This window comes from Endozoicomonas numazuensis, assembly GCF_000722635.1.
Taxonomy (GTDB): domain Bacteria; phylum Pseudomonadota; class Gammaproteobacteria; order Pseudomonadales; family Endozoicomonadaceae; genus Endozoicomonas_A; species Endozoicomonas_A numazuensis.
Window position 1 is genome coordinate 740794 of sequence record NZ_JOKH01000003.1, and the last position, 19886, is coordinate 760679.

The following is a 19886-nucleotide window of genomic DNA, read 5'->3' on the forward strand; positions in this document are numbered from 1 at the left end:
ATTGAAACTAACAATTCGACTCTAGCCTTAACTTTGTTGGCTATATAGCTCACGGAGGGTGGGAGATTGATTCCATGTCCAGTTTTCAGGCAGTGCAATAGATTGGTTTTGAGTGACAACGTGTTCTGCATTCTCCTGGTCAGAATCTCTGCTGTAAACCGCTAATTGATCCAGCAACTCAAATTCATCGTCATTGGCTGCAGGAGAAAGGTATTCATTTAAAATCCCCCACCCGGTATCCCAGGCCAGCATTTCGATTCTGGACAATGCAAAAAGATCACGAATCAGATTACCTTTAATAAAGGGCAAACCATTAAAGTCATGTATTCCAAATTTTTCAGGATTTTCTTTTCCAGACCGACACAGTTCCCAGGCAACTCCTGCGCAGAGGAATCTTGAATCAGGCACATCGACAGTATCAAAATCAATCTTCAGAACGTCACAATGAAATGGGTCAAGCTGTGCATCAACTTTGACCCATCGGCTTTCATCCGTACTCCAATATTCACATACCCAGTGATCTTCAAAGCAACCAGGTGTCAGATAAGTTGCAAATCCACACCTTAGTCGGGAAGGAATACCCTTGGCTCTGAGGACAGAGCAGACGATCAATGAGAAATCCCGGCAGATACTAACCACTCTTTCTTCTGGCGCACGTTGATCTGATAGTGAACCCGTTGCTTTTGACGATGCTAAAGCCAAAATGTCTTCGGCACACCGTATCTGCATCTCCTCCAGCTTTGTGAATTCACCAACATTGCAGCCGTACTTATCCAGCCAATAGGCATGAATCAGAAGGTTATGTGTAAAACGACAAACTTCTTCAATATCATCTGGAAGAGCATTCAGTTGCGCCTCGTATAGACCTGATTGTGTAAATACACTGCTATGGCTGTATAAGATTTTATATTCACTCATAATGATTTCAAACGACCGTTTACTTTTTGAACAACTCTCTGCATTATTGCGACATAGCTGAATAATCACCCACTCATTCAATGGCACCTTAGGCGAGTGATTGAACAGCGAATATAAAAATAAAACCTGACATCAGTGATGATGTAAAAAAGAACAATAATTATTATGACAATAAAAAAACACCTGAGCAGACTGCTGCAGTCTGCGGTAATCGGGGGGCTCGCTGTTTCTGCACAGGCAGATACCATCAGCGACTTTGAAAAAAGCTGGACCAGCCAGGCGCTGGCTATGCAGCGACAGCTGGATAATCATTCCCCCATCATCAATAACAACATTCTGGGCACTCATAACACTTACAATTCAGAAGTCTATCGCAATGCCTTGCGGTATCACGATCCACAGCAGAAGTTCTCCATCTATGACCAGTTGAGAATGGGGGCCCGGTTTATCGAACTGGACGCCCACTGGACAGCTCACACTCATGGAGCTCCCTGGAAGTGGGGTACGGAGCTGCTGCTCTGTCACTCCGGCATCGGCAAGGAACTTGGCGACCTGGATATTGGCTGCAGCCTTAAAGACCGACGTTTAACCGATGGCCTTCAAGAAGCACGTCAATGGCTGGATAGTAATCCTAACGAAGTCATTATCCTCTATATCGAAGATCACACAAACGGAAAGCATTCTGTTCTCAGACAACAGCTCAACAGTAAGCTGGGCGGCAAGATATTCCAGAGTGGTGGCTGCAAGGCTATTGGAGATACTCTGACCAAGTCTCAGGTTCTGGAAGCGGGCAAGCAGATCATTCTCTGGAAAGACAAAGGTTGTGCCAATGATGGAGAGCTGGCGAATATGGCATTCAACGGTCTTGGCAAAGTCTCCCGAATCTGGGAAGACGGCACCACCGTCGCCAAAATTGTTGATCTCTTCACAAACGGAGGCGGTGTAGACCGTATCGAAGCTCATGAAGTGGCCGAGTCCTTTGCCAAGGGTGTGAATATTGTCAATCTGGATGATATGACACCGGGCGACAGGGTGGACGCTGCCGTATGGAGCTGGGCCAAAAATGAACCGAATAATCATAATGGCAATCAGCACTGTGCTGTAAGTACTATGTCTGGTCGTTGGGACGACCAGAGTTGTTCAGCGAACTATTATTTTGCCTGCCAAAGCAATGATACCGGTGAGTGGGCCCTGAGCTTCAGAACCGGTGCCTGGAATCAGGGCAGCCAGGCTTGTGGTGAGCTGGGTAACTATCGTTTCTCAGTCCCGACCAACAGTCAGGAAAACGAAAAACTGAAGGCCATCAAAGGCAGCATGTTCAACGTCTGGCTGAACTATCACGATCAAGGTCAGGAAGGTGCCTGGCAGATTCCCGGTCAGAAAGCCTATCCTCTTCTGGCAGGCTTTCGTGAACTGAGGGATCAACGCAGCAACCTTTGCCTGGACGTTGAAGGCGGAAACCGTGACAACGGAACCAATGTAAGACTCTGGGAGTGTAATGGCTCCGATGCCCAGAAATGGACTTATGATTCAGCCAATGGCTTTTTAAGAAGCAAACTGGGCAAATGCCTGGATAACCGTGGCCAAACATTCAGCAACGGCGAAATCGTTATCTGGGAATGTCTGGATAACAATAATATGCGCTTTGACTGGGTGGGCAACTCCCTGAGAAGCCGACACAATGGCTCTATTGCTGTGGATGCCTATGGCGACTGGAAAGGTGCACAGGTTGGCCAGTGGCAGTACCACGGTGGCAGCAATCAACAATGGCAATGGGGTAACTGAGGTTTAAATCGGTCTCTCTATTTCCATTAAATACCAGTAATCCTTTGATAGAGGATTGCTGGTCTTAATATGCACTACCAGCCTTTTTTCTCAGGTAATTCACTGGGTCTTGTTCCAAGTGTACACTCCAGATTATTTTCAAGGTGTTTGATGTGCTGCTCGCGCCTTGCACGTTTTACCATAAAAAACTGATATGTTGTTACACCATCTTTTTCATAGGCAATAAAGTAGTCACCACGATGATGCTTTGAACAGATTCTCACTTCAGGGTTGTCCAGCTGAAACTTGAAGTTCTTCAGGTAATAAAACTCCTTGTTTCTCTCAAGATGGCTGGAGTAAATCACGATCAGAGCGTAAATTCCGATAACTGTTATGACCAGTAATTCTTCCATAAACACCTAACAGAAAACCAGTAACCCTCAGCAGAAACAGATAGAAGGCTCCTACCACTCTATCTGGATTTTAGTTCCCACCGAAACCAGGTCCATAAACTCATCCATCTCCTGATTTGTTATGGCAATACACCCGTCGGTCCAATCAAAATGCTGCATTAAAAAGTCGAGTGCTCCCAGCCCGTTTCGTTGGCCATGGATCATGATAAAACCACCTGGACTGACTCCAAACTTTTCAGCGTTCTGGATATCTATCTGATTCGGGTAGCTGATGTGCATAGAACGGTAATAGGATGAATCTTCCTTTTTGTAATCCAGCGTATAGACTCCCTCCGGAGTTCGCTCATCACCTTCCTGCTGTTTATGCCCTTCAGGGCTGCCACCAAGAGATACTGAGTAGGTTTTTACTACTTTTCCATCATCCAGCAAAAACATCAGTCTTTCAGACTTATCCACTTTCACGAGATCGACACTGGCACTGACGACAGAGGCAAACATTGAGACAAGGAAAATAAAAACGGCTTTCATCCCTATGATTCTTCCTTTAAAAAACCCCAGGTATCGGCGCCGTCAAAATACCGAACACGAATATCTTTTGTGTCTTCTCTCGACACCATTCTGGTATTGAGACCTATTTTCGTTTTTCCATCCTCACGAACCGCAGTGTAGTGAGTGGTACAGCCGCAGCCTGAACAGGTGTGAAAAGTGATGGTCTTGTCACCCCAGCGATAATCCTGAATCGCTACCGTTTGCTGAGTCTCAACCTGCTCATCCAGATAGTAACCCCACAAAGCACCTATCCGATGACAGATGGAACAGTTACAGCTCGTGATTGTTTCTGGTGCTTCATCAGCATTCAGAACAATCCCGCCACAATGACAGCTGGCCTTGAACATCCCTGCTCTCCTGTTTAATGAATCACTACGATTTCTGTCGCTATCAGTCTGCGTTCGTCACCCATCATAAAGCTGTCGCCTATGATGCGGACCTTGGCCCCAGGCTTTATGACATCTATATTTTCGCTATGCTTCGGCCCCAGATTGGGAATGCTGATAACGACAGCGTACTCTTTTCCGTCATTGGCTATAAACTGCCAGACGGACCCGTCCTTGCCCTTCTGCATCTTTTCAGTGATGACTCCCGAGACAATAGCCAACTCTTCACCACCAGCGTCCTCAACAGAGGGAGCCTGTACTCTTTCGGAATACTCTCTTGTTTGATGCTCTGTACAACCTGCCAGAAACATCATCAGCAGAAGAGCGGACAATTTACTGATTTTATTCATACGCTACTCTCACATCGTATCCGGGGTGTTCAATTACCAGAAGCAACACGGTTCATCGCTCAATCCTTCGGTTTGGGGAGCACATTGTCCACCTGAATAATCATGGCCGCTAATGGCTCGGTCTGACTGGTATTTCGACAACTGTGTCCCTGCTGATTCTCTGACTTGTCTTCAACAGGCAGATCACCTCCAAAATGAATATCACCTGCGCGGTAAAACACCTCATTGCCATCGAGAGTCCGGGTATACCAGCCACCCTGTAAAATGATGACCCATTGCGGTTTGGGCGTTGAATGCATGGGTGCCTCATAACCCGGAGGTAAGACTACAAACCGTGTACTCAGAGGTTTAGGAAGATCGCAGCAATGATACTCAGGTGTTGGATTGGAGTATTGAATTAAATCAAAGTGGCTCAAGTAGCGTTGAGAGGTATGGGAAAGACCCTCTTCATCCGCCCATAAGTGCCAGTAAGGCAGAATAATATTTTCTTCAGACATACCTGCACCCGAGGCAGAAAACCTGAATTCCATTTTACCACTGATTCGCGGCTTGACCCGTCTACCGATTCAGGGTTCATGATGAATGCCAAGGCCAGAAAGAAGAAAGACGTTGCGACCAACCGGTGATCGCAACGTGAAAACAAAATACTTAATTACTGCCAAGGCTCAGGCTATTGATGTCAATGCCGTCAGAGTTCGCCACATAACCGGCTTGTGAAGATTTGATCTTCTGGGTCCGGTCAATAATGCTCAGACTGTGCATGCGACACCCTTCATAATCCTCTCCAAAGTAAAAGCTGAAGCCGTCGTTAGTCTGCAGAGAGCTTCTCATTGAGACATCATTAGAGAGCAGCTTGCTGCCATTCAGGGAAGAATCCTGACACCCTTTGAGCTTCACCTTGACCAAACCTTTTTCTGCATAGGTTTCGTAGGTTTGGTTCCCCCAGGTCACTTCCTTGAATGACAGGGTTTGATGCTGAATCGGGCAACTGGCTGCCTTACCAGCCAACGCTGGCTTGATCATGACACGTCCACCCTGACCCAGTGACAGGAATTCACGGTGGTCAGCACCGTAAAACAGACTGGCAATATCAGAACGGTATGAGTCATTACGGGTGTTTTCACCCTGAGTCCAAAAGACTTTGCCAGAGCTTAAATCACAGGCTTCTGCCACCGGATCGCTGGAGTCACCCAACAGGCACTTTCTGAGTTTGTTGCTATTGGCTGGGAAAACAGCACGACAGCCTTCTTCCAGAGGGTTAGCCTCAACCCTGTCGACATGGACGCCTCTAATCAGGACTCCAAAAGTGTCGGCATAAGATTTGTCATTAAAAGCAACCCGGGTAAAGAATTTATCGGCCACAAATGGAATCACCGACTTTTTAAAACCTTCTTCCAACTTTACGGTGTAGGGGGCGTCAAAACGGTTCGCTTGTCTGAGTGCGTCAACATTAAAGTCGATCAGTGTCTGATCCAGGTCATTCCGCACTGCATAAACTGCATCCGACTCATCCAGCTTACCCAGATTAATATAAGTCGATGTTTCACCGGCTATGGTAAAGACTTTTGTCAGTCGCTCACCAGAGCCTGATTCGAAATACAAGCTCTCGGTATGACTGGTGTGATTGTTGTATCTGACCCAGGCTTCTCCGTCTTCATCCAGAATCTGCCCATCAAATAACAGTGTGCTGTCATCTAACTCAATAGGAAGAAGATCCATAGTCAGGTGATTCAGTTTGACCGGCAACTCTTCTTCAAGATTCAAAGAATGACGATCTGCCCCTACTTTCACCAGAAGATCCTTATACGCCTTTTTCTCACTGAGTCCCTTGGCAGCATAGTTGTAACCACGCTTTTGATATTTAACATGCAGCTTATAGCTGGCTCCCGGAACAGTTGGAATAAAGGTTCTTAAACGAACCGCAGCGGCTTCGCCATCTACGGTTTTTGCACAACCTTCCATATTGCGAGCATTAAGGTCGGTATCCATTTCCGTGGCAAAACCATCCCCGTTAATGCCATAGGTTTTGGCATAGCCGATCTCCAGCTTGGCATCACAGGCTATATCGCGAATGTCCTGAATACGCTCACGGCGTGCCTTGCCTTCAAGCAGCATGGCTTCTTCCCACATCTGGGGATACATACGCTTCAGAGTCTGACGGGTCCATTGAACATCAAACTGAATACGTCCATTGTCATCGACATATAAGGCTTTGGCTTCACGAGCCGGCATATTGTCCTTCAGCTGACGATAATCGAGATCATCAACAATACCCCACTTTCCATTAGGGAATTGATCCTGGTAACCGTAGAAATACTGAGTGCCAACGCGCTCGGCTTGAGAGAAAGAGGCAGCAGAGCAGAGCGCCAGAAAAGCACCCATCTTGATCAACTTCATCCGTATAATCGTCCTTTATCAGATAAAATTATTTTTATCAGGTATCCAAACCTGTTTTTTTTATACCGGTTCACAAAAAACCTTGAGAAAGGATGCTGTATTGCGAACTGAATATCAATTATTTAAACGAACTATGTCGAATACCTCGCCTGAGTTACAGGCGTACCTGGCGAGATCTACTCTTTCTTGAATGAATCACTCTTAACCCAACCCATACTCAGTACATAACGACGACCCTTTAATACTTTAGTCACCGAGTGCTCTGAAAGGTCTGACCGGAAATATTTGATCATGCGGCTTTCGTAGATAGGGTCACGGCAAACAAACTCTCCTCCGGTTTCAGGCGATTTTAAAATAATATTCAGCCGGTAATGCTCCCCACTCTTGACTTGATCCACGTGAGGTGGAATCTCATGCCCCTCAAGAAACCTCAGAAGATAAAGATCAAAGGGAACGGGCCACAAACCACCACCCAGAAGCATTTTATCGTACCCGGTATTCTGACGACCCTTCTCCCAGCGAAACAGCTTTTTTAGAAATCCATTGGCTTTCATGATAATGAATCCTTTTATACCCTAAGCCTTTGAAACAACTCCCAGGCCGCTATCTTGTTAGAGTCGTATTCAAGCAGAGTCCTGGCCTCTGTTTCTGAACACCACTTGAACTCACTGTGCTCATATGAAAGCACAGGTTCAGATTCTACCCGCACAGAAAAAGAGTATTCCGGAATAACATAGGGTGTTTCTGTCCACAGCTCATGGCCTTTGTAATAAATTCTGGGCAACATGCACATGGCATCCAGCTGTTGCCAATTCTTTCCTGAGAGGCCAGCTTCTTCCTTCAGTTCCCTGATAGCTGCCTGTATCTACACAACATCACAACAACCAGAAACTCATATAAATTTATATTTCTTCTGGAACTATCACAGGCAGATCAGTACACCCAAAATTCAGCCCCATCTGACTCAGAACACAGGTAAGCTGCCCTCTGTGATGGGTTTGATGATTAAATATATGCTGGCAAAATGCCCCCATACTTCGCCTGATCTCCTGACCTTCGGTTGTCCTATAGGAAACGATTTTCGAATAATCATCAGAGGATAAAGACTCGGTGACTTGCAGGTAAATCGAATCAACAATCGTTCGAACAGTCCTGAGCTCGTCCATAGTAGTAACAAATGTATCGTTTACAGACGTTGCTTTAGGCAGCTTGATCAATATAGCGAGTTCAACATCCACCAAACCATTAGCGACCAAGCGCTGAAGCATAATCAGATCACCGAATAGAATATGGTTCCAGTAAGCCATAATGCTTGGAAAGAAAGAATGCGTTTCCTGATGCAGTTGCTCATGGCTCAGCTCTTCACAAACACTGATCAACTGTCGATTCATTCGCTGATTGTACAACGCTAACATTCTGAAATTTTCGGATAGACCCATTTCGACCTCTTGAGTACCGTATTCTCTGTGTCGCTGATGTATTCCGATGCGTCACGGAGTCGCCACTTTATAGCGTTTTATCTCCTCTTGAGTCATCCAATGAATATCATCACTGGGGGCTGCCTCGAGCGTATACCAATAGAAATCAGCCGGTATGCCCATCTCTTTGTAATACTGAAGATGCTCCTGATGCTCCGGATCGGTTCTGGGCAATTTAGAGGCATCGTCAATTCCAAACCCGGCCCATGAATGAACCCCTATCTGAGCGCCTTCCTTAATGGTTCTTTTCAAACCGGCAAGAAAGAAATCAGTGCCACCAGAAGCAATCAGCCCATCCCCGGGAACCAGAGTATTCAACTTATTCAACCTTACCAGCCTGGCTGCTTCAAGGTTAGCTTCGTCATCGACGGAACCCTCAACGTATTCCATCACAATCGTCGTAGCCTGCGGGTTCTCGTTGAGTAACTGCTCATATTTGACTGGCAAAACAACCCTTTCAGGTCAATGAATTTGACCCTGCTCATCCTTATACTCCAACTTCATGCACATGCCAGATTCTTTCATCTCGAATAAGGAGAATGAGCAGTTTCGTTCATTCGTCCAAAACCTGCTCGACACTGTTGAGAGACAATCTGTGCAGATTGAAAAACAACAGGCACAGATCGAACAACTACTTGAAGAAAATGAACAGCTTCGTGCAGAAATCCGACATCTGAAAAAGCATAAAGGCAAACCCAAAATCAGGCCTAATGTACCTGATGACAAGGATGAACAGGATAGTAGCGCTTCTGAGGAGGGCACTGATCAGAACTCCAGTAGCAACGGCAAGGACAACAGCATCCCCCCGAAAAACAAACGACCGAGATCACAACAGCCCGGAGAGACGGCTGCACCACCTCTTGTTGCTGACACCTCTGAGATTCTCAAAGTTTCTGACCCTCAAGAGGTTGGCGCTTCAAAGGCTATGCGGACTTCTACCATACTGAACTCGACTTGCAGTTTATTACCACCCTGTACCGGCGTGAGTACTACCAGACACCGGAAGGTACTGTCACAGCGGCTTTGCCGGAGCATATTAAAGGGCGTTTGGCGACAACCTGAAAAGCCATCTACTGAATTTCTACCATTCATGCAGTACAACCCAGCCATTGCTTCTGGACTGGCTTCATGATCATGGCTGCCCGATATCAGAAGGTTCACTAAACAACATTTTGACGAAGGGGCATGGTACATTCCATCAGGAAAAAGAAGAAATTCTGGAGGCAGGACACGCCTGTTCAGACTACCTTCAGGTGGATGATACGGGAGCCAGGCATCAGGGGAAAAACGGCTACTGTCTGTTTGTGGGTAACCCCTACTTCAGTTATTTTCTGAGCAGTGGTAGCAAAAGCAGAATCAACTTTCTGAGCTGCCTGCAAGGGCAGCAGTCGTTCTATCTGCTAAACGAAGTCGCCATTGACTCCATGAAGCAGGTCAAGATGTCAGAAAAGTGGATCGCTGGTTTTTCCGCCTGTGGTGAGAAGGCCTTTTCTTCAAAAGAAGAGTGGGAATCCTTCCTCACTGAATTGGAATGTGCATCCCCTGAGCAAAGACGACTGGCCACCGAAGGCGTTTTAAAGGCAGCACTGAAGAAAAATAATAGCCTCGAAAATATGATTATCCATAGTGACGGAGCCCGCCAGTTTGATACCGTCTTTGAGCACGCTCTGTGTTGGTACCACGCAGGCAGACCTCTGGACAAGCTGATACCGGCAAATGATCTGGAAAGGGCTGCCAGAGACTGGATGCAGGATCAATACTGGCGACTTTATGATGACATAGAGGCCTATCAGAAAAGCCCCACGAAGGCAGAAAAACAAAGGCTTTACCAAGACTTTGATCACTGGGTACAAACGCAAGTTGACTATCCTGCCTTACGAAAAGTGCTTAGCCAATTGATGGTCGTCAGGGAGGAGCTATTGCTGGTTCTGGAGTATCCATGACTGCCGCTACACAACAACCTGAGCGAAAGGCAAATTCGGGAATATGTGAAAAGGCGTAAGGTCAGTGGAGGCACCCGAAGTGACGACGGGAGGGATTGTCGTGATACTTTTGCCAGTTTGAAAAAGACCTGCAAGCAGCATGGGTTATCTTTTGCCCGCTATCTTAAGGACAGGCTATCAGGTGTCAATCTTGTTCCCCGGTTACCAAAAAGTTTATCGACATTATACAATACAGCTTGTCTACAGTAATCGGGAGAAGAGGTAGACGTACAATCCTCAAGTAAAATGCAATCGTACCCTAAACAATGAGCATCTAGAAGAGTTGCAAGTACGCACTGATCTAGATTTATTCCTGCAAAATAGAGTTCCTTGAGGCTATATTCTTTTAGTTTTTTATCTAAATTTGAGGTATGGAAACCACTAATTGTCTGCTTGCTTACGTAGATATCAGATTTATCTTTCTTTAATGATGAAAGAATACTTGCAGACCAGCTAGATTTCTCTAAAACTTTCTTCGATCCATTTAGCTTTCTCTTCCAATTCATTTCAGGAGGATATTCATAATTGTTGAATTTTTCTTTCTGAAATTCACTGACACTCTCTAAGCTAGGATCTACTCCCCAATTTACCCAAAAAACTTTCCATTCATTACCTCTGAAATGAGAACTTATTGCATTAATTGGCGCTACAATTGAGCTGTAATTATAACCAATATCTTTTTCATTCTTTAAGCAAAACTCATTTTGCATATCAATAATTAAAAGAGCTTTTTCCATAAAATGTTTCTTGTTACCAGATAAAGGCATAACGCCAAATTCAGGGGCAGCACGCCAGCGCTGTCCCCTAGAATTTTTTGTTATGTGCATTACCATTATTGGTTGAGCTGTTTTATATGGTTAGAGAAATTCAATGGTAGCGATCCTAAAGTTTCTAATACATAGTCAACTATTTTTTTGTCTGAAATATAAAGCTCTATGCTATCACTTTTTTCAGGTATTAAATTAACACCACGATCAATGAAATAAAACCTTCCATCACCCTCTTCGTCATTTAAGCCAAACTCTATTTGATGAATTTCTTCATTAGATATATCAAAATTAATATAGAAATCTTTCACTTTTAGCCGCTGCTTCAGAGTGCTTTTGATAGAGCCAATTGGGACGAAAAAGCTTATCCCCGTATTTTGATAACTACTTTTAATGCTTTCTGAAATAGAAGAGCCACAACGATCAATTGCAAATATATTATCTGCTATAAAAATTGCGTGATTACATGCTGCATTTTTGGCTACAAAAGGAAAATCTAGTGTTGAGTTTTCATCAGATATTGCATATAAAGAGAACTTATCAATCAACTCGTCCAGATAATCAAGGCCATCATTAAAAGAATTTACCTTCCCCCATTTTTTAATGTAAGAATATAAATCATCTCTGTACTTTATAAGCTCTTTCTTTTTAATACCTTTTGACTGACTAGTAGATGAATCATACCTATCGTGATGATCAAGGCATAAGAAAACCAAATTATTTATATCAGAATTACTTCTATTTTTGTCAATATGAGCGATCTGACCTTTCTTTTCTCGAAAGTCATTTTCCAATCCAAAACATAGGGCACACCTACGCCTCGATTTTATTAACAGATCAGCTTCGCTATCTTCGCTTATTTTTACTCGCTTCAATGTCATAGATTACTTGATATTTACTCTTGCACATAACGCCTGGTTCAGCCGCGCCTCCGACGGCGTCGTCGTCGGGTGGAGGGGCGCAGCCCCGGAACGAACTGGAATCATTTGTTAGGCTATGTTTGAAAGCTTGAATAGTTTTTCTGCTTTATTTAGCAAAATCATTGAGATTATGATAAAAACTATAAACCCTGTAAATGCAACTCCTTGAGCAACGAATTCTGGAAAATCTAAATATATTTTCAAAAAGGCCCCAGCTACAAAAGAACTTAATGAACAAGCAAGGGATACAACTATTGAGACAGAATATTTAAATAATTTTCTAATGTCGGCTGTGTACATGGGTTTATAGCTTATTATTTTTTTCAATCCATCATAAGCAAGATTTATGAAAATAGACAAAACAACGAATAGATGAAAGCTCTTTTCGGCTTCATAAACAATTTGAAGACCATGAAGATAACCAAATACTATGAGTAGCCATATTCCAGCAATGATTACTTTGTACGAATTTCTATTCATAATTTTCTAGTATATTTCTTAATTTTTTGATTGAGATGATCGCATTTTTTGGCTCCTTATATTCTTTGAAACCAAATTTATCAGAAAACTGTTTTGAGTTTTCATTCATACTTTCAATAGCAATGTACTTATAGCAATATTTGTTAGAATGCTCAACTAAGAACTTTAGAAATGATTTACCACTTCCTACCTTGGTTTTATGAAAGAATATTCTTGCAATTACTATTGTATCTTCTTTCCAGTAGATTGGTTTTGGCTTATACCTTAAATACAAATCATAAGCTTTTCTTTTTGCTGAAATATTATTTGAAAGATCAGCATGAGCTAAAGACTCTTTATAGTTGAATCTTCCCACCAAAAAGGAATTTAAATCATCACAAAATTTTTCTATTTCTTTCATAATGATGAACTCGCTAAGAGCCTAACGCCTAAATCAGGTGCGCCGTAGGCGTCACCTGGATTTTTTTGTTAGCTGCGTGTCAGTTGTTTTGCATTTGTTTAGCTACTGAAACATCTGCACTGTTCTCTGAGTTTGCTAAACCACGTACAACACCTGAGTAGTCAGCAGCTGTTTTATTTTGGCTTAACTTAAAGTTGCCTACTATGTCTTCTACGACAACCTCAAGACCAACAACAGCTTTGACCAGTTTTTCTGTAAAACCTTCCGGTGCATCGGAAACTGACCAAGGGATATTTTGGTTGCGTTCATGGAAATCAGAAAGGTCATTAAGCTGCTTCAATATCCAAGCACTTTCATGTTTGAAATATATGCGCCCTCTTACATGAACAACAGAGTAATTCCATGTAGGAACCGCTTTCCCTGTATCCTTCTTTGATGGATAAAAGTTCGGACTGATATAAGCATTTGGTCCATGAAATATAAGCAAGACTTCCTGCCCCTCAGAACACTTTTCCCATAGCGGATTTGCTCTAGCAATGTGACTTTGCAGTGCTACCTGATTATTCTCTCGTTTTTGAAGATAAAACGGGACATGATCTGCACCTAAAATATTTTCCGTTGATACTATCAGCGTACCAAGCGGATATTCTTGAATAAATTCATGCAATCTATCCAAGTTTACTTCTTTGAATTTTGATGGAATGTGCATATTTACTCTTAGCACCTAACGCTTGCAGCAGGGGCGGCGAACACAGTGAGGCGTCCCTTTTGCCTGCACTTGTTAAGTGGCCCTGGCCGCTACGATGGTTGGGCTGGCGAGACTCCATTGATATTTTTGGCACCTGACCTCACCGCCAGCAGATTAATCTATTTTCTGTTTTTTGCTGAGCACTGATTCAGAGTCACTGAGGAGAAAAAAAAGCAAAGCACTTGTAAATGNCCAGCTCCGCCCAAAATTGAGAAACAGCATACTGCTTGCGCTGGCATTGCAAGAAGGATAATACACCTGATCTTGATCGCCAGATGGTACACACCTTCTTCTTTCTACTTGTACGGCACTTTCATATTACTAACCAATCTATGCACCCTGCCACTTAACGCCAAATTCAGCGGCTGCCGAAGGCAGTCCGCTGGAATTTTTTGTTAGGCTTTGCTATAAGATTTGAACACTTTTACTTTAATAAAAAGAAATGGAAATGCGTTCTTTTATTTTTTCTCTTTTATTGTACTCAAGTACTCTTCTTGCTTATTCAGAAGAGAGTTATATTGATGAAATTGCTTTCATTAATGCTGCCATAATTTCGATCGTACCAGTAATTAATTTTATTCAGCTTAAAATGAACTATAACCTACAATATAATGGTTCTGCTAAGGAATTTTATTTTTTGGGGTTTGCGGCAATTTCAGCAATTGCATCTGAATTATGCATGCTTATGAAAGAAAATGAAAATCAATCTAGAGATTATAAATCTCGATCATTGAGACCTCAAGTCCTTAAAAGCAGCTCTGCCTACGGCATTATTTTAGAAAGTATGTTGCTGAATAGAATTTTATTACAAGATATAGAAGATCTAAACTGTACTCTGTTATTGAGTGATTCAATTATTTACCCTGTTTCTATTGGTGGAAATTTAAAGTTAAGCATAGGATTAAAACGTAAAAATTCAACGTATGATCTTACGCATTTAGAATCAGTGTATGGCATGGAAGATGATTCATGGTTTGAAACTTTATGTATATCATACTGAAACTAAAGAATTAGGAAAAGAAAAAAAAGTTGTTAGTGTTTTTAACAGAACTGTTTTAACTAATGTTTGTATGGAATTAAGTGATTTAGATGAGTTGCCGCAACCTAAAAATATATCAGAATATCACTTAAGTACACTTACGGGAGAAAGTGTTGGCAAGTTTTTGGCCATCAATATGGATAAGAATCACTCAAGAGCTCATCAGCTCAATATCTGTAATAAACAGGATGGATACTTTGAACTTTTTAATAGTCATGAAATTTCTATTGAATCAGCATTGCAAGATTATATCGTAAATTTACATCTTCAAGAGACTCATGCCAGCAAGAAGTGGACGAGTACGATTTATATTATGGCCCTTACTTTGGGTTCAGGAGTGATCAATTACATCGCTTCATATCTTGTAGACTACGCAAGTTTCTATCTCTTAATAGGAAGTTGTGCCATTTGTTTCAATCAAGTTCAATACCCTGGAGTTCAGGCTTGTGCCCATCACTGGTTTTGCGTTTTTAGTTACGAGAGAGCTCGATTAGAACATCCTAGAAATTGTCCTCTGTGCGGCGTATAAAAGCCTAACGCCTGCGTGTGGGGCGCCGCATGCGTCCCAGGCTGCTTGCTGCCGACACCACGCAATTGTTAAGCCTTTTTGACGCCTGCATTATTAAGGGCACTCATGATAATTTCAGAGCTAATGAAATGCATTTTACCGCTGTGAGCACTCCCACGGATAACTAAACCACAGAATAGAACCCATCCATCTCTTCTGCAGAAAACTGGGGCTCCACTCATGCCATTAAAGTTATACTCAGAGGGCAAGCCACTCATTGTATAAATATCTTTTCCAAGCTCAGACTCTGCCAAGTTAGCAGTTCTGACCAATAGTAAGTCATTTATCTTTTGGCCATCATAATCATATCTTTCATTTGTATCTGGAAATCCAGCAACCATCAGCTCATCACCAAAACTCAGTTTCGATGTAGGGTATGAGCGATTAATAAAATCCCAAGAGTATAAATCTACGCCAGACTCTGCACAAAACAAACTATCGTTAATTTTAAAGAAAAACAAATCTTCCACATCATCTTTATTCTCGTGATTGTAGAATGTTGGAGTAAAGCCAGATTGTATTGGGAGTGCCATATTCGTATTAGGCATAAGCACCCGCACATACCTATGATTTGCCTTTTGATTTTCAATGACATGTTTGGCTTTGATGACGAAAACATTACCAAGATAATTAAGAATAAACGACGATCAATAGCAACATAACCCTGTTTTCAGCGGCAGCGAAGCTGTCCGCTGGAAAACTTTGTTATGCTTTTGCACGTCACTTATAAGCGGAGCAAGTATGATGAGGGTGCGCATAAAGATAGCAATAGCTTCACTTTTAATATTATTTCAGTGTCAAACACTTCATGCACAGGAATGCTGCACAGAGAGGCGCAAACACGATCTAGCATTTACTGGCCTTTTAGTCGGGTGCATAGGAACTGGTGTAACCTTGGGAATATGGGCATATTTAGATGACAATAATATAACTAAATACGTAATTAGCGGGACTTTTGTTCTTGTAATAATTCCAGGGGCATTAATACTTCGGCACTTACGACCAGCCCAATGAAATAGCTAAACCAGATAAAGAGCATAACGCCTGTTTCAGCCGCGCCGCCGCAGGCGGCGTCGGGTGGCGAAGCCACGAACTGGAAGCATTTGTTATGTTGCGGTTGCTCGTTGCTTGCGGCTCCACTCATGCTAATGCACTGAATTTTATGATGTTATTCCATATTACAGAATTCGTTTTCCTACTTACACACTTGATGTCTGGAACTTCTTCTCTTTACGAGACTCTTTAATAGGTCTACTATCTGGTCATATAGAAAAGGAGAAAACCTATGGCCTCACATATTTTGACAGATATAGCTGCAAGTATTTCAGAACTTAAAGCCAACCCCATGAAGGTTGTAGCCAGTGGAGAAGGCTTGCCCATTGCCGTGCTTAACAGGAATGAGCCTGCATTCTACTGTGTTCCAGCCAAGGCTTATGAAGCAATGATGGAACTCATCGAAGATATGGAACTTTTAGATCTCGTTAAAGAAAGAGCTGACGAAGAATCTGTAAAGGTTTCACTTGATGATCTATGAGCTTGAGTTCAAAAAATCTGCACTGAAAGAATGGAATAAGCTCAATCCTGCGGTGAAAGATCAATTTAAGAAGGTTCTTGAACGCAGGTTGAGCGATCCACATGTCCCTTCTGCAAAAGTTTCTGGCGCTCCAAACCTCTACAAAATCAAACTAAGACAACTTGGTTTTAGACTTGTTTACTCTGTTTCAGATAAAACGATCACCGTTTCTGTTATTGCAATTGGAAAACGAAATAGAAATGAAGTCTATCAAGTAGCTTTATCTCGACTGTTGAATTAGCAACATAACGCCTAAATCAGGTGCGCCGTAGGCGTCACCTAGATTTACTTGTTAGGCGTACTTTCTAATATGTTAGTAATTTCTGCTCTATCTCAATCTATTATGGAGCTTATTATATAAATTAGGGTTATATTATGGATGTTAATTTATTGAATAGGAAGCGCCCAAGCGATTCGGAGGTTTTAAGTGCAGATGAGTTCCAAGTGCAAGGAGCCACGCCTTGTAAAACTAATTTTAGTTGTCAGAAAAAATAAATCTTTATGATGAGGGGGGGGGGGAGCTAAAGAAACATCTATCAATCTTCGCCAGATATCATCATTGGAAAGCAATATATTATCCGAAAAGGCAATAACATCACTTGAGCTTTTAAATTTCAAAGTTATTACAAGTACAGCAAATCCACCATCTTTACAACTAAGAGTATCTGAAGAATATTGCCAGTGGGTTGGTTGGGTAACTTGTTTTGATGTTACATTTAAGCCTAATGAGTGGGTTATTAATCTTGTATATAGATTGGATAAAGATACGGATTTTTATTCTAATGAAGCAATAAAGTTTTTATACTCAAAAGCATTAGTATATTCTAGCTTTCAGATTTCAAGTCCAAGAACAATCATAATAAATAACATTTGCGAAGATGCATCTAAGAAGCATTTATTAGATAAAGGAGCTACAAATGATTTTTTTCTTAAAACGCCTATCGGTAAATTTATACGACGAGTTTTAAGTGACTTTAGCCTACAAATTAAAGATTCAGAAGTTGGATCATTTGTTAGTAAAAATACCGATTTAAAGCTCACGTTTGATGAATGATACATTCTTTGAATATGGGGACGCCTAACGCCCAAATCAGCCGCCGCCGAAGGCAGTCCGCTGGAATTTTTTGTTATGTGCGCTTACATAGTTGTTAGTACTGTACGGAGAAAAATAATTCATTTCTACTCTAATATTGATAATCCTGAATTCAGGAATCTTAACTATTAAGGGTGATATGTATTATGAATCCACTACCAAAAAGTGTGTCAACTTCTCAGGGACTAAGACTAGAGGGTGATGAAAGTGAAAAACATAAAGCCTCAGCAGTAAAACCCTTTATACAAAAAGAAGCTGGTTTTTCGGTTGCCTCTGAGCCAAAAACAAGAATAATTAGCAGTTTGTCAAGTGAGCAATCTGTTTTTTCCTTACAAAAAGCAGCTTTGGAGCAAACTGGAAGAAAGTACTTTTCTGAAAATTTACCTTTGATATTGACTCAAGCCTGAATCAGTGAGTTCTTAATTAATCTCGAGAAAATCGTGTAATTTAAGCTCCAACCTTACCGCAAATCACTTTATTACTACTTTGATCAGGAAATAACAGAACAATCCAGCAAAGAACCCAGCTGTTTTTGTCATTATTTTGAAATTCAGGCGATGCATCACCTACCAAGACCTGGCATTCATTTCAGAAAGACAGAATAATATTGATGGCTAACAAAGCATTTTTTCTGGATAAAGCCCCATAAACACTTGGAGTGCCGGGCTATATCGGCCAAATCGTAGTATTTTGCGACGGCCTGCCTCCAAAAAGCGGGCAGCCTGATAAATCAACTCCTGCATGACGGTTTTTATTCTTCTCCTTGCTGCCTGATGACGAACAGGTGACTGCGGCCCCAGCAAACAAGATTGCCCCATGTAACGCAGCATATTATAAGTTAATGCGCCCAGACACATTACTAAATCATTAGTATCGAACTTTCCAGAAGGAAGCCTTTCCAGATCCATATCGGTTTTTAATTCACTGTGAAATTGCTCACTGGTGGCGTGATTCTCATACAGCAGAATAACGTCGTTATCGCTGTATTCTTCTTCATTCAATGTTGTCCACCAACCTTCCAGCTCGTAGTCTGGAGTTAGAAACATCTGACCAACGGCATCTGACGTTCGTCTGACCATTTTGATAATCAGTCGCTGATGACCATAGTGAGCTTCATGGTTAATAGTCAAAGTCGCATAGTGCTTACCTGCTCGTAGCTCATGCCACTCTACCTTCGCTGCTTCAAACTTAGGTAGCCAGGCCTTGGAGGTGTACTGTTGGCGAGGATTCAATTTAATTATGTGGTCAACGTTAGCATGTTGAGCAACGGCCATGCGGGTATCTTCAGCATCGTGAGCACTATCGAGCCGAAGCAATATCGGCTGTTGCGTTATACGACGTACTCTCTGTAAAACGGCACCCAGGAATGGGATGAAATCATTTTGCGAGTGTTGCGAACCTGGTCGCAACTCACACCCCATGCACCAGCCTTCTTGCCCAAGGTAAGCCATAATGGGGGAGTAGCCGAAAAAGTGTTTATATGTCCAACTCACTCCTTCTTTCTTGGAGTTGCTATTGTCTTGAGGCGTGACATCCATATCTAATGGTATATGCTGTTGGCGATCAAGTTCTTTTGGAAGTGGTGTAAGCGGAGCATCAAGTTCTATAAGCAACTCAGCAAGACTTTCCTCAATCAGCGGAATAAGCTGGGTAGCATCTTCATTAAAGCGCTGGCGCAATCGACTGGCAGATGGCATCTGTTTTATTCCCATGCATTGCTGGAACCAATCGTCATGGCGAAGGGTGTCAATGGCGTCAAAGTCATTTTTGCCGAGGGCCAGCAAGCCAACATAAGCACGCACTAAATCAATATTGGCGATTCCATGTCGCTTCTTAATCTTACGGAGTGATTTTTTGAGGGATGTTTTTTTATTGAGGGCGTGACCAATAAAGGCAAGGCCAGCAAATGGTGTATAGAATTCCGTATCAGACTGCTCAAAATGGAGTTCCACAAAAATTCACCTATTCAGTGAAAAAACGAGTAGGTCGTATTTTAGCCTACACCCCTTTCGGTGGATGGCTTTAAGGCTTTTTTATTGCTGATGAAGTCACGGATTCAGG

At 42.4% G+C, this 19886-nt stretch carries 28 protein-coding genes; 9 read left to right on the forward strand and 19 right to left on the reverse strand.

Features of this window, described 5'->3' with window-relative positions:
* Positions 1 to 27: 27 nt before the first annotated feature.
* The gene (locus tag GZ78_RS15965; RefSeq protein WP_034837896.1) at positions 28 to 918 is read right to left on the reverse strand and encodes a transglutaminase-like domain-containing protein; all 891 of its coding nucleotides are present in this window, start codon (positions 916 to 918) and stop codon (positions 28 to 30) included.
* Positions 919 to 1083: 165 nt separating this feature from the next.
* Between GZ78_RS15965 and GZ78_RS15970 the strand changes: the two genes are divergently transcribed.
* The gene (locus GZ78_RS15970; protein WP_161787409.1) at positions 1084 to 2703 is read left to right on the forward strand and encodes a ricin-type beta-trefoil lectin domain protein; all 1620 of its coding nucleotides are present in this window, start codon (positions 1084 to 1086) and stop codon (positions 2701 to 2703) included.
* Positions 2704 to 2777: 74 nt separating this feature from the next.
* Here the strand turns inward: GZ78_RS15970 and GZ78_RS15975 are convergent, their stop codons facing one another.
* From GZ78_RS15975 to GZ78_RS16020, 10 genes are all read right to left on the reverse strand, one after another.
* The gene (locus tag GZ78_RS15975) at positions 2778 to 3095 is read right to left on the reverse strand and encodes a hypothetical protein (RefSeq protein WP_034837899.1); all 318 of its coding nucleotides are present in this window, start codon (positions 3093 to 3095) and stop codon (positions 2778 to 2780) included.
* Positions 3096 to 3146: 51 nt separating this feature from the next.
* The gene (locus GZ78_RS15980; protein WP_034837901.1) at positions 3147 to 3623 is read right to left on the reverse strand and encodes a L,D-transpeptidase family protein; all 477 of its coding nucleotides are present in this window, start codon (positions 3621 to 3623) and stop codon (positions 3147 to 3149) included.
* A gap of 2 nt (positions 3624 to 3625) precedes the next feature.
* A complete protein-coding gene (locus tag GZ78_RS15985; protein ID WP_034837904.1) occupies positions 3626 to 3991 on the reverse strand; it encodes a GFA family protein in 366 nt (121 codons plus the stop codon).
* Between the two features lie 14 nt (positions 3992 to 4005).
* Positions 4006 to 4380 carry a hypothetical protein gene (locus GZ78_RS15990; RefSeq protein WP_034837905.1) on the reverse strand — a complete coding sequence of 125 codons (375 nt, stop codon included), beginning with the start codon at positions 4378 to 4380 and terminating at the stop codon, positions 4006 to 4008.
* Positions 4381 to 4439: 59 nt separating this feature from the next.
* Positions 4440 to 4877 carry a cupin domain-containing protein gene (locus GZ78_RS27600; protein ID WP_152558770.1) on the reverse strand — a complete coding sequence of 146 codons (438 nt, stop codon included), beginning with the start codon at positions 4875 to 4877 and terminating at the stop codon, positions 4440 to 4442.
* A 151-nt stretch (positions 4878 to 5028) separates the two neighbouring features.
* A complete protein-coding gene (locus tag GZ78_RS16000) occupies positions 5029 to 6777 on the reverse strand; it encodes a hypothetical protein (protein WP_034837908.1) in 1749 nt (582 codons plus the stop codon).
* A 176-nt stretch (positions 6778 to 6953) separates the two neighbouring features.
* Positions 6954 to 7331 (reverse strand): 2OG-Fe(II) oxygenase, encoded by a 378-nt coding sequence (locus tag GZ78_RS16005; protein ID WP_034837911.1) that lies wholly within the window; start codon positions 7329 to 7331, stop codon positions 6954 to 6956.
* Positions 7332 to 7345: 14 nt separating this feature from the next.
* A complete protein-coding gene (locus GZ78_RS16010; RefSeq protein WP_081869890.1) occupies positions 7346 to 7642 on the reverse strand; it encodes an NUDIX domain-containing protein in 297 nt (98 codons plus the stop codon).
* Positions 7643 to 7679: 37 nt separating this feature from the next.
* Entirely contained in the window at positions 7680 to 8216 is a 537-nt protein-coding gene (locus GZ78_RS16015) for a DinB family protein (protein ID WP_034837912.1), read from the reverse strand.
* A gap of 51 nt (positions 8217 to 8267) precedes the next feature.
* Positions 8268 to 8702, reverse strand: a complete 435-nt coding sequence (locus tag GZ78_RS16020; RefSeq protein WP_152558771.1) for a COG3904 family protein — start codon at positions 8700 to 8702, stop codon at positions 8268 to 8270.
* 148 nt (positions 8703 to 8850) lie between these two features.
* Here GZ78_RS16020 and GZ78_RS16025 point away from each other — a divergent pair, with 148 nt between their 5' ends.
* Together GZ78_RS16025 and GZ78_RS16030 are read left to right on the forward strand one after the other, a co-directional pair.
* Positions 8851 to 9387, forward strand: coding sequence for an FtsB family cell division protein (locus GZ78_RS16025; RefSeq protein ID WP_161787410.1), 537 nt, complete (start codon positions 8851 to 8853; stop codon positions 9385 to 9387).
* Between the two features lie 40 nt (positions 9388 to 9427).
* A complete protein-coding gene (locus GZ78_RS16030; protein ID WP_152558773.1) occupies positions 9428 to 10198 on the forward strand; it encodes a transposase in 771 nt (256 codons plus the stop codon).
* 158 nt (positions 10199 to 10356) lie between these two features.
* Here GZ78_RS16030 and GZ78_RS16035 read toward each other — a convergent pair whose 3' ends face one another.
* The 5 genes from GZ78_RS16035 to GZ78_RS16055 form a co-directional block, all read right to left on the reverse strand.
* Complete coding sequence (locus GZ78_RS16035) at positions 10357 to 11064, reverse strand: cysteine hydrolase family protein (RefSeq protein ID WP_161787411.1); 708 nt, start codon at positions 11062 to 11064, stop codon at positions 10357 to 10359.
* A 5-nt stretch (positions 11065 to 11069) separates the two neighbouring features.
* Positions 11070 to 11885 (reverse strand): hypothetical protein, encoded by an 816-nt coding sequence (locus GZ78_RS27605; RefSeq protein ID WP_051786246.1) that lies wholly within the window; start codon positions 11883 to 11885, stop codon positions 11070 to 11072.
* Positions 11886 to 11993: 108 nt separating this feature from the next.
* A complete protein-coding gene (locus tag GZ78_RS16045) occupies positions 11994 to 12404 on the reverse strand; it encodes a hypothetical protein (RefSeq protein WP_034837920.1) in 411 nt (136 codons plus the stop codon).
* Complete coding sequence (locus tag GZ78_RS16050; protein WP_034837923.1) at positions 12397 to 12804, reverse strand: hypothetical protein; 408 nt, start codon at positions 12802 to 12804, stop codon at positions 12397 to 12399. The genes GZ78_RS16045 and GZ78_RS16050 overlap by 8 nt, the downstream gene beginning before the upstream one ends.
* Positions 12805 to 12883: 79 nt before the next feature.
* Complete coding sequence (locus GZ78_RS16055) at positions 12884 to 13513, reverse strand: FMN-binding negative transcriptional regulator (RefSeq protein ID WP_034837925.1); 630 nt, start codon at positions 13511 to 13513, stop codon at positions 12884 to 12886.
* Positions 13514 to 14000: 487 nt separating this feature from the next.
* On the opposite strand from GZ78_RS16055, the gene GZ78_RS16060 reads away from it, so the two are divergent.
* Positions 14001 to 14552 carry a hypothetical protein gene (locus tag GZ78_RS16060; RefSeq protein WP_152558774.1) on the forward strand — a complete coding sequence of 184 codons (552 nt, stop codon included), beginning with the start codon at positions 14001 to 14003 and terminating at the stop codon, positions 14550 to 14552.
* A complete protein-coding gene (locus GZ78_RS16065) occupies positions 14503 to 15120 on the forward strand; it encodes an RING finger protein (protein WP_152558775.1) in 618 nt (205 codons plus the stop codon). The genes GZ78_RS16060 and GZ78_RS16065 overlap by 50 nt, the downstream gene beginning before the upstream one ends.
* Positions 15121 to 15188: 68 nt before the next feature.
* Here GZ78_RS16065 and GZ78_RS16070 read toward each other — a convergent pair whose 3' ends face one another.
* Both GZ78_RS16070 and GZ78_RS16075 read right to left on the reverse strand, forming a co-directional pair.
* Positions 15189 to 15707 carry a hypothetical protein gene (locus GZ78_RS16070; protein WP_034837930.1) on the reverse strand — a complete coding sequence of 173 codons (519 nt, stop codon included), beginning with the start codon at positions 15705 to 15707 and terminating at the stop codon, positions 15189 to 15191.
* 395 nt (positions 15708 to 16102) lie between these two features.
* A complete protein-coding gene (locus tag GZ78_RS16075; RefSeq protein ID WP_034837932.1) occupies positions 16103 to 16303 on the reverse strand; it encodes a hypothetical protein in 201 nt (66 codons plus the stop codon).
* Between the two features lie 141 nt (positions 16304 to 16444).
* Between GZ78_RS16075 and GZ78_RS16080 the strand changes: the two genes are divergently transcribed.
* The 4 genes from GZ78_RS16080 to GZ78_RS16095 all read left to right on the forward strand — a co-directional run bounded on the left by GZ78_RS16080 (position 16445) and on the right by GZ78_RS16095 (position 18232).
* Positions 16445 to 16693: a type II toxin-antitoxin system Phd/YefM family antitoxin gene (locus GZ78_RS16080; protein ID WP_034837933.1), complete on the forward strand. Its 249-nt coding sequence runs from the start codon at positions 16445 to 16447 to the stop codon at positions 16691 to 16693.
* Positions 16683 to 16973 carry a type II toxin-antitoxin system RelE family toxin gene (locus GZ78_RS16085; RefSeq protein WP_034837935.1) on the forward strand — a complete coding sequence of 97 codons (291 nt, stop codon included), beginning with the start codon at positions 16683 to 16685 and terminating at the stop codon, positions 16971 to 16973. The genes GZ78_RS16080 and GZ78_RS16085 overlap by 11 nt, the downstream gene beginning before the upstream one ends.
* 318 nt (positions 16974 to 17291) lie before the next feature.
* A complete protein-coding gene (locus GZ78_RS16090) occupies positions 17292 to 17786 on the forward strand; it encodes a hypothetical protein (protein WP_034837937.1) in 495 nt (164 codons plus the stop codon).
* A gap of 185 nt (positions 17787 to 17971) precedes the next feature.
* On the forward strand, positions 17972 to 18232 hold the full coding sequence (locus GZ78_RS16095; protein ID WP_034837940.1) for a hypothetical protein: 261 nt from the start codon (positions 17972 to 17974) through the stop codon (positions 18230 to 18232).
* A 207-nt stretch (positions 18233 to 18439) separates the two neighbouring features.
* On the opposite strand, the gene GZ78_RS16100 is transcribed toward GZ78_RS16095, so the two are convergent.
* Positions 18440 to 19777, reverse strand: coding sequence for an IS1380 family transposase (locus GZ78_RS16100; RefSeq protein WP_034831824.1), 1338 nt, complete (start codon positions 19775 to 19777; stop codon positions 18440 to 18442).
* Positions 19778 to 19886 lie beyond the last annotated feature (109 nt).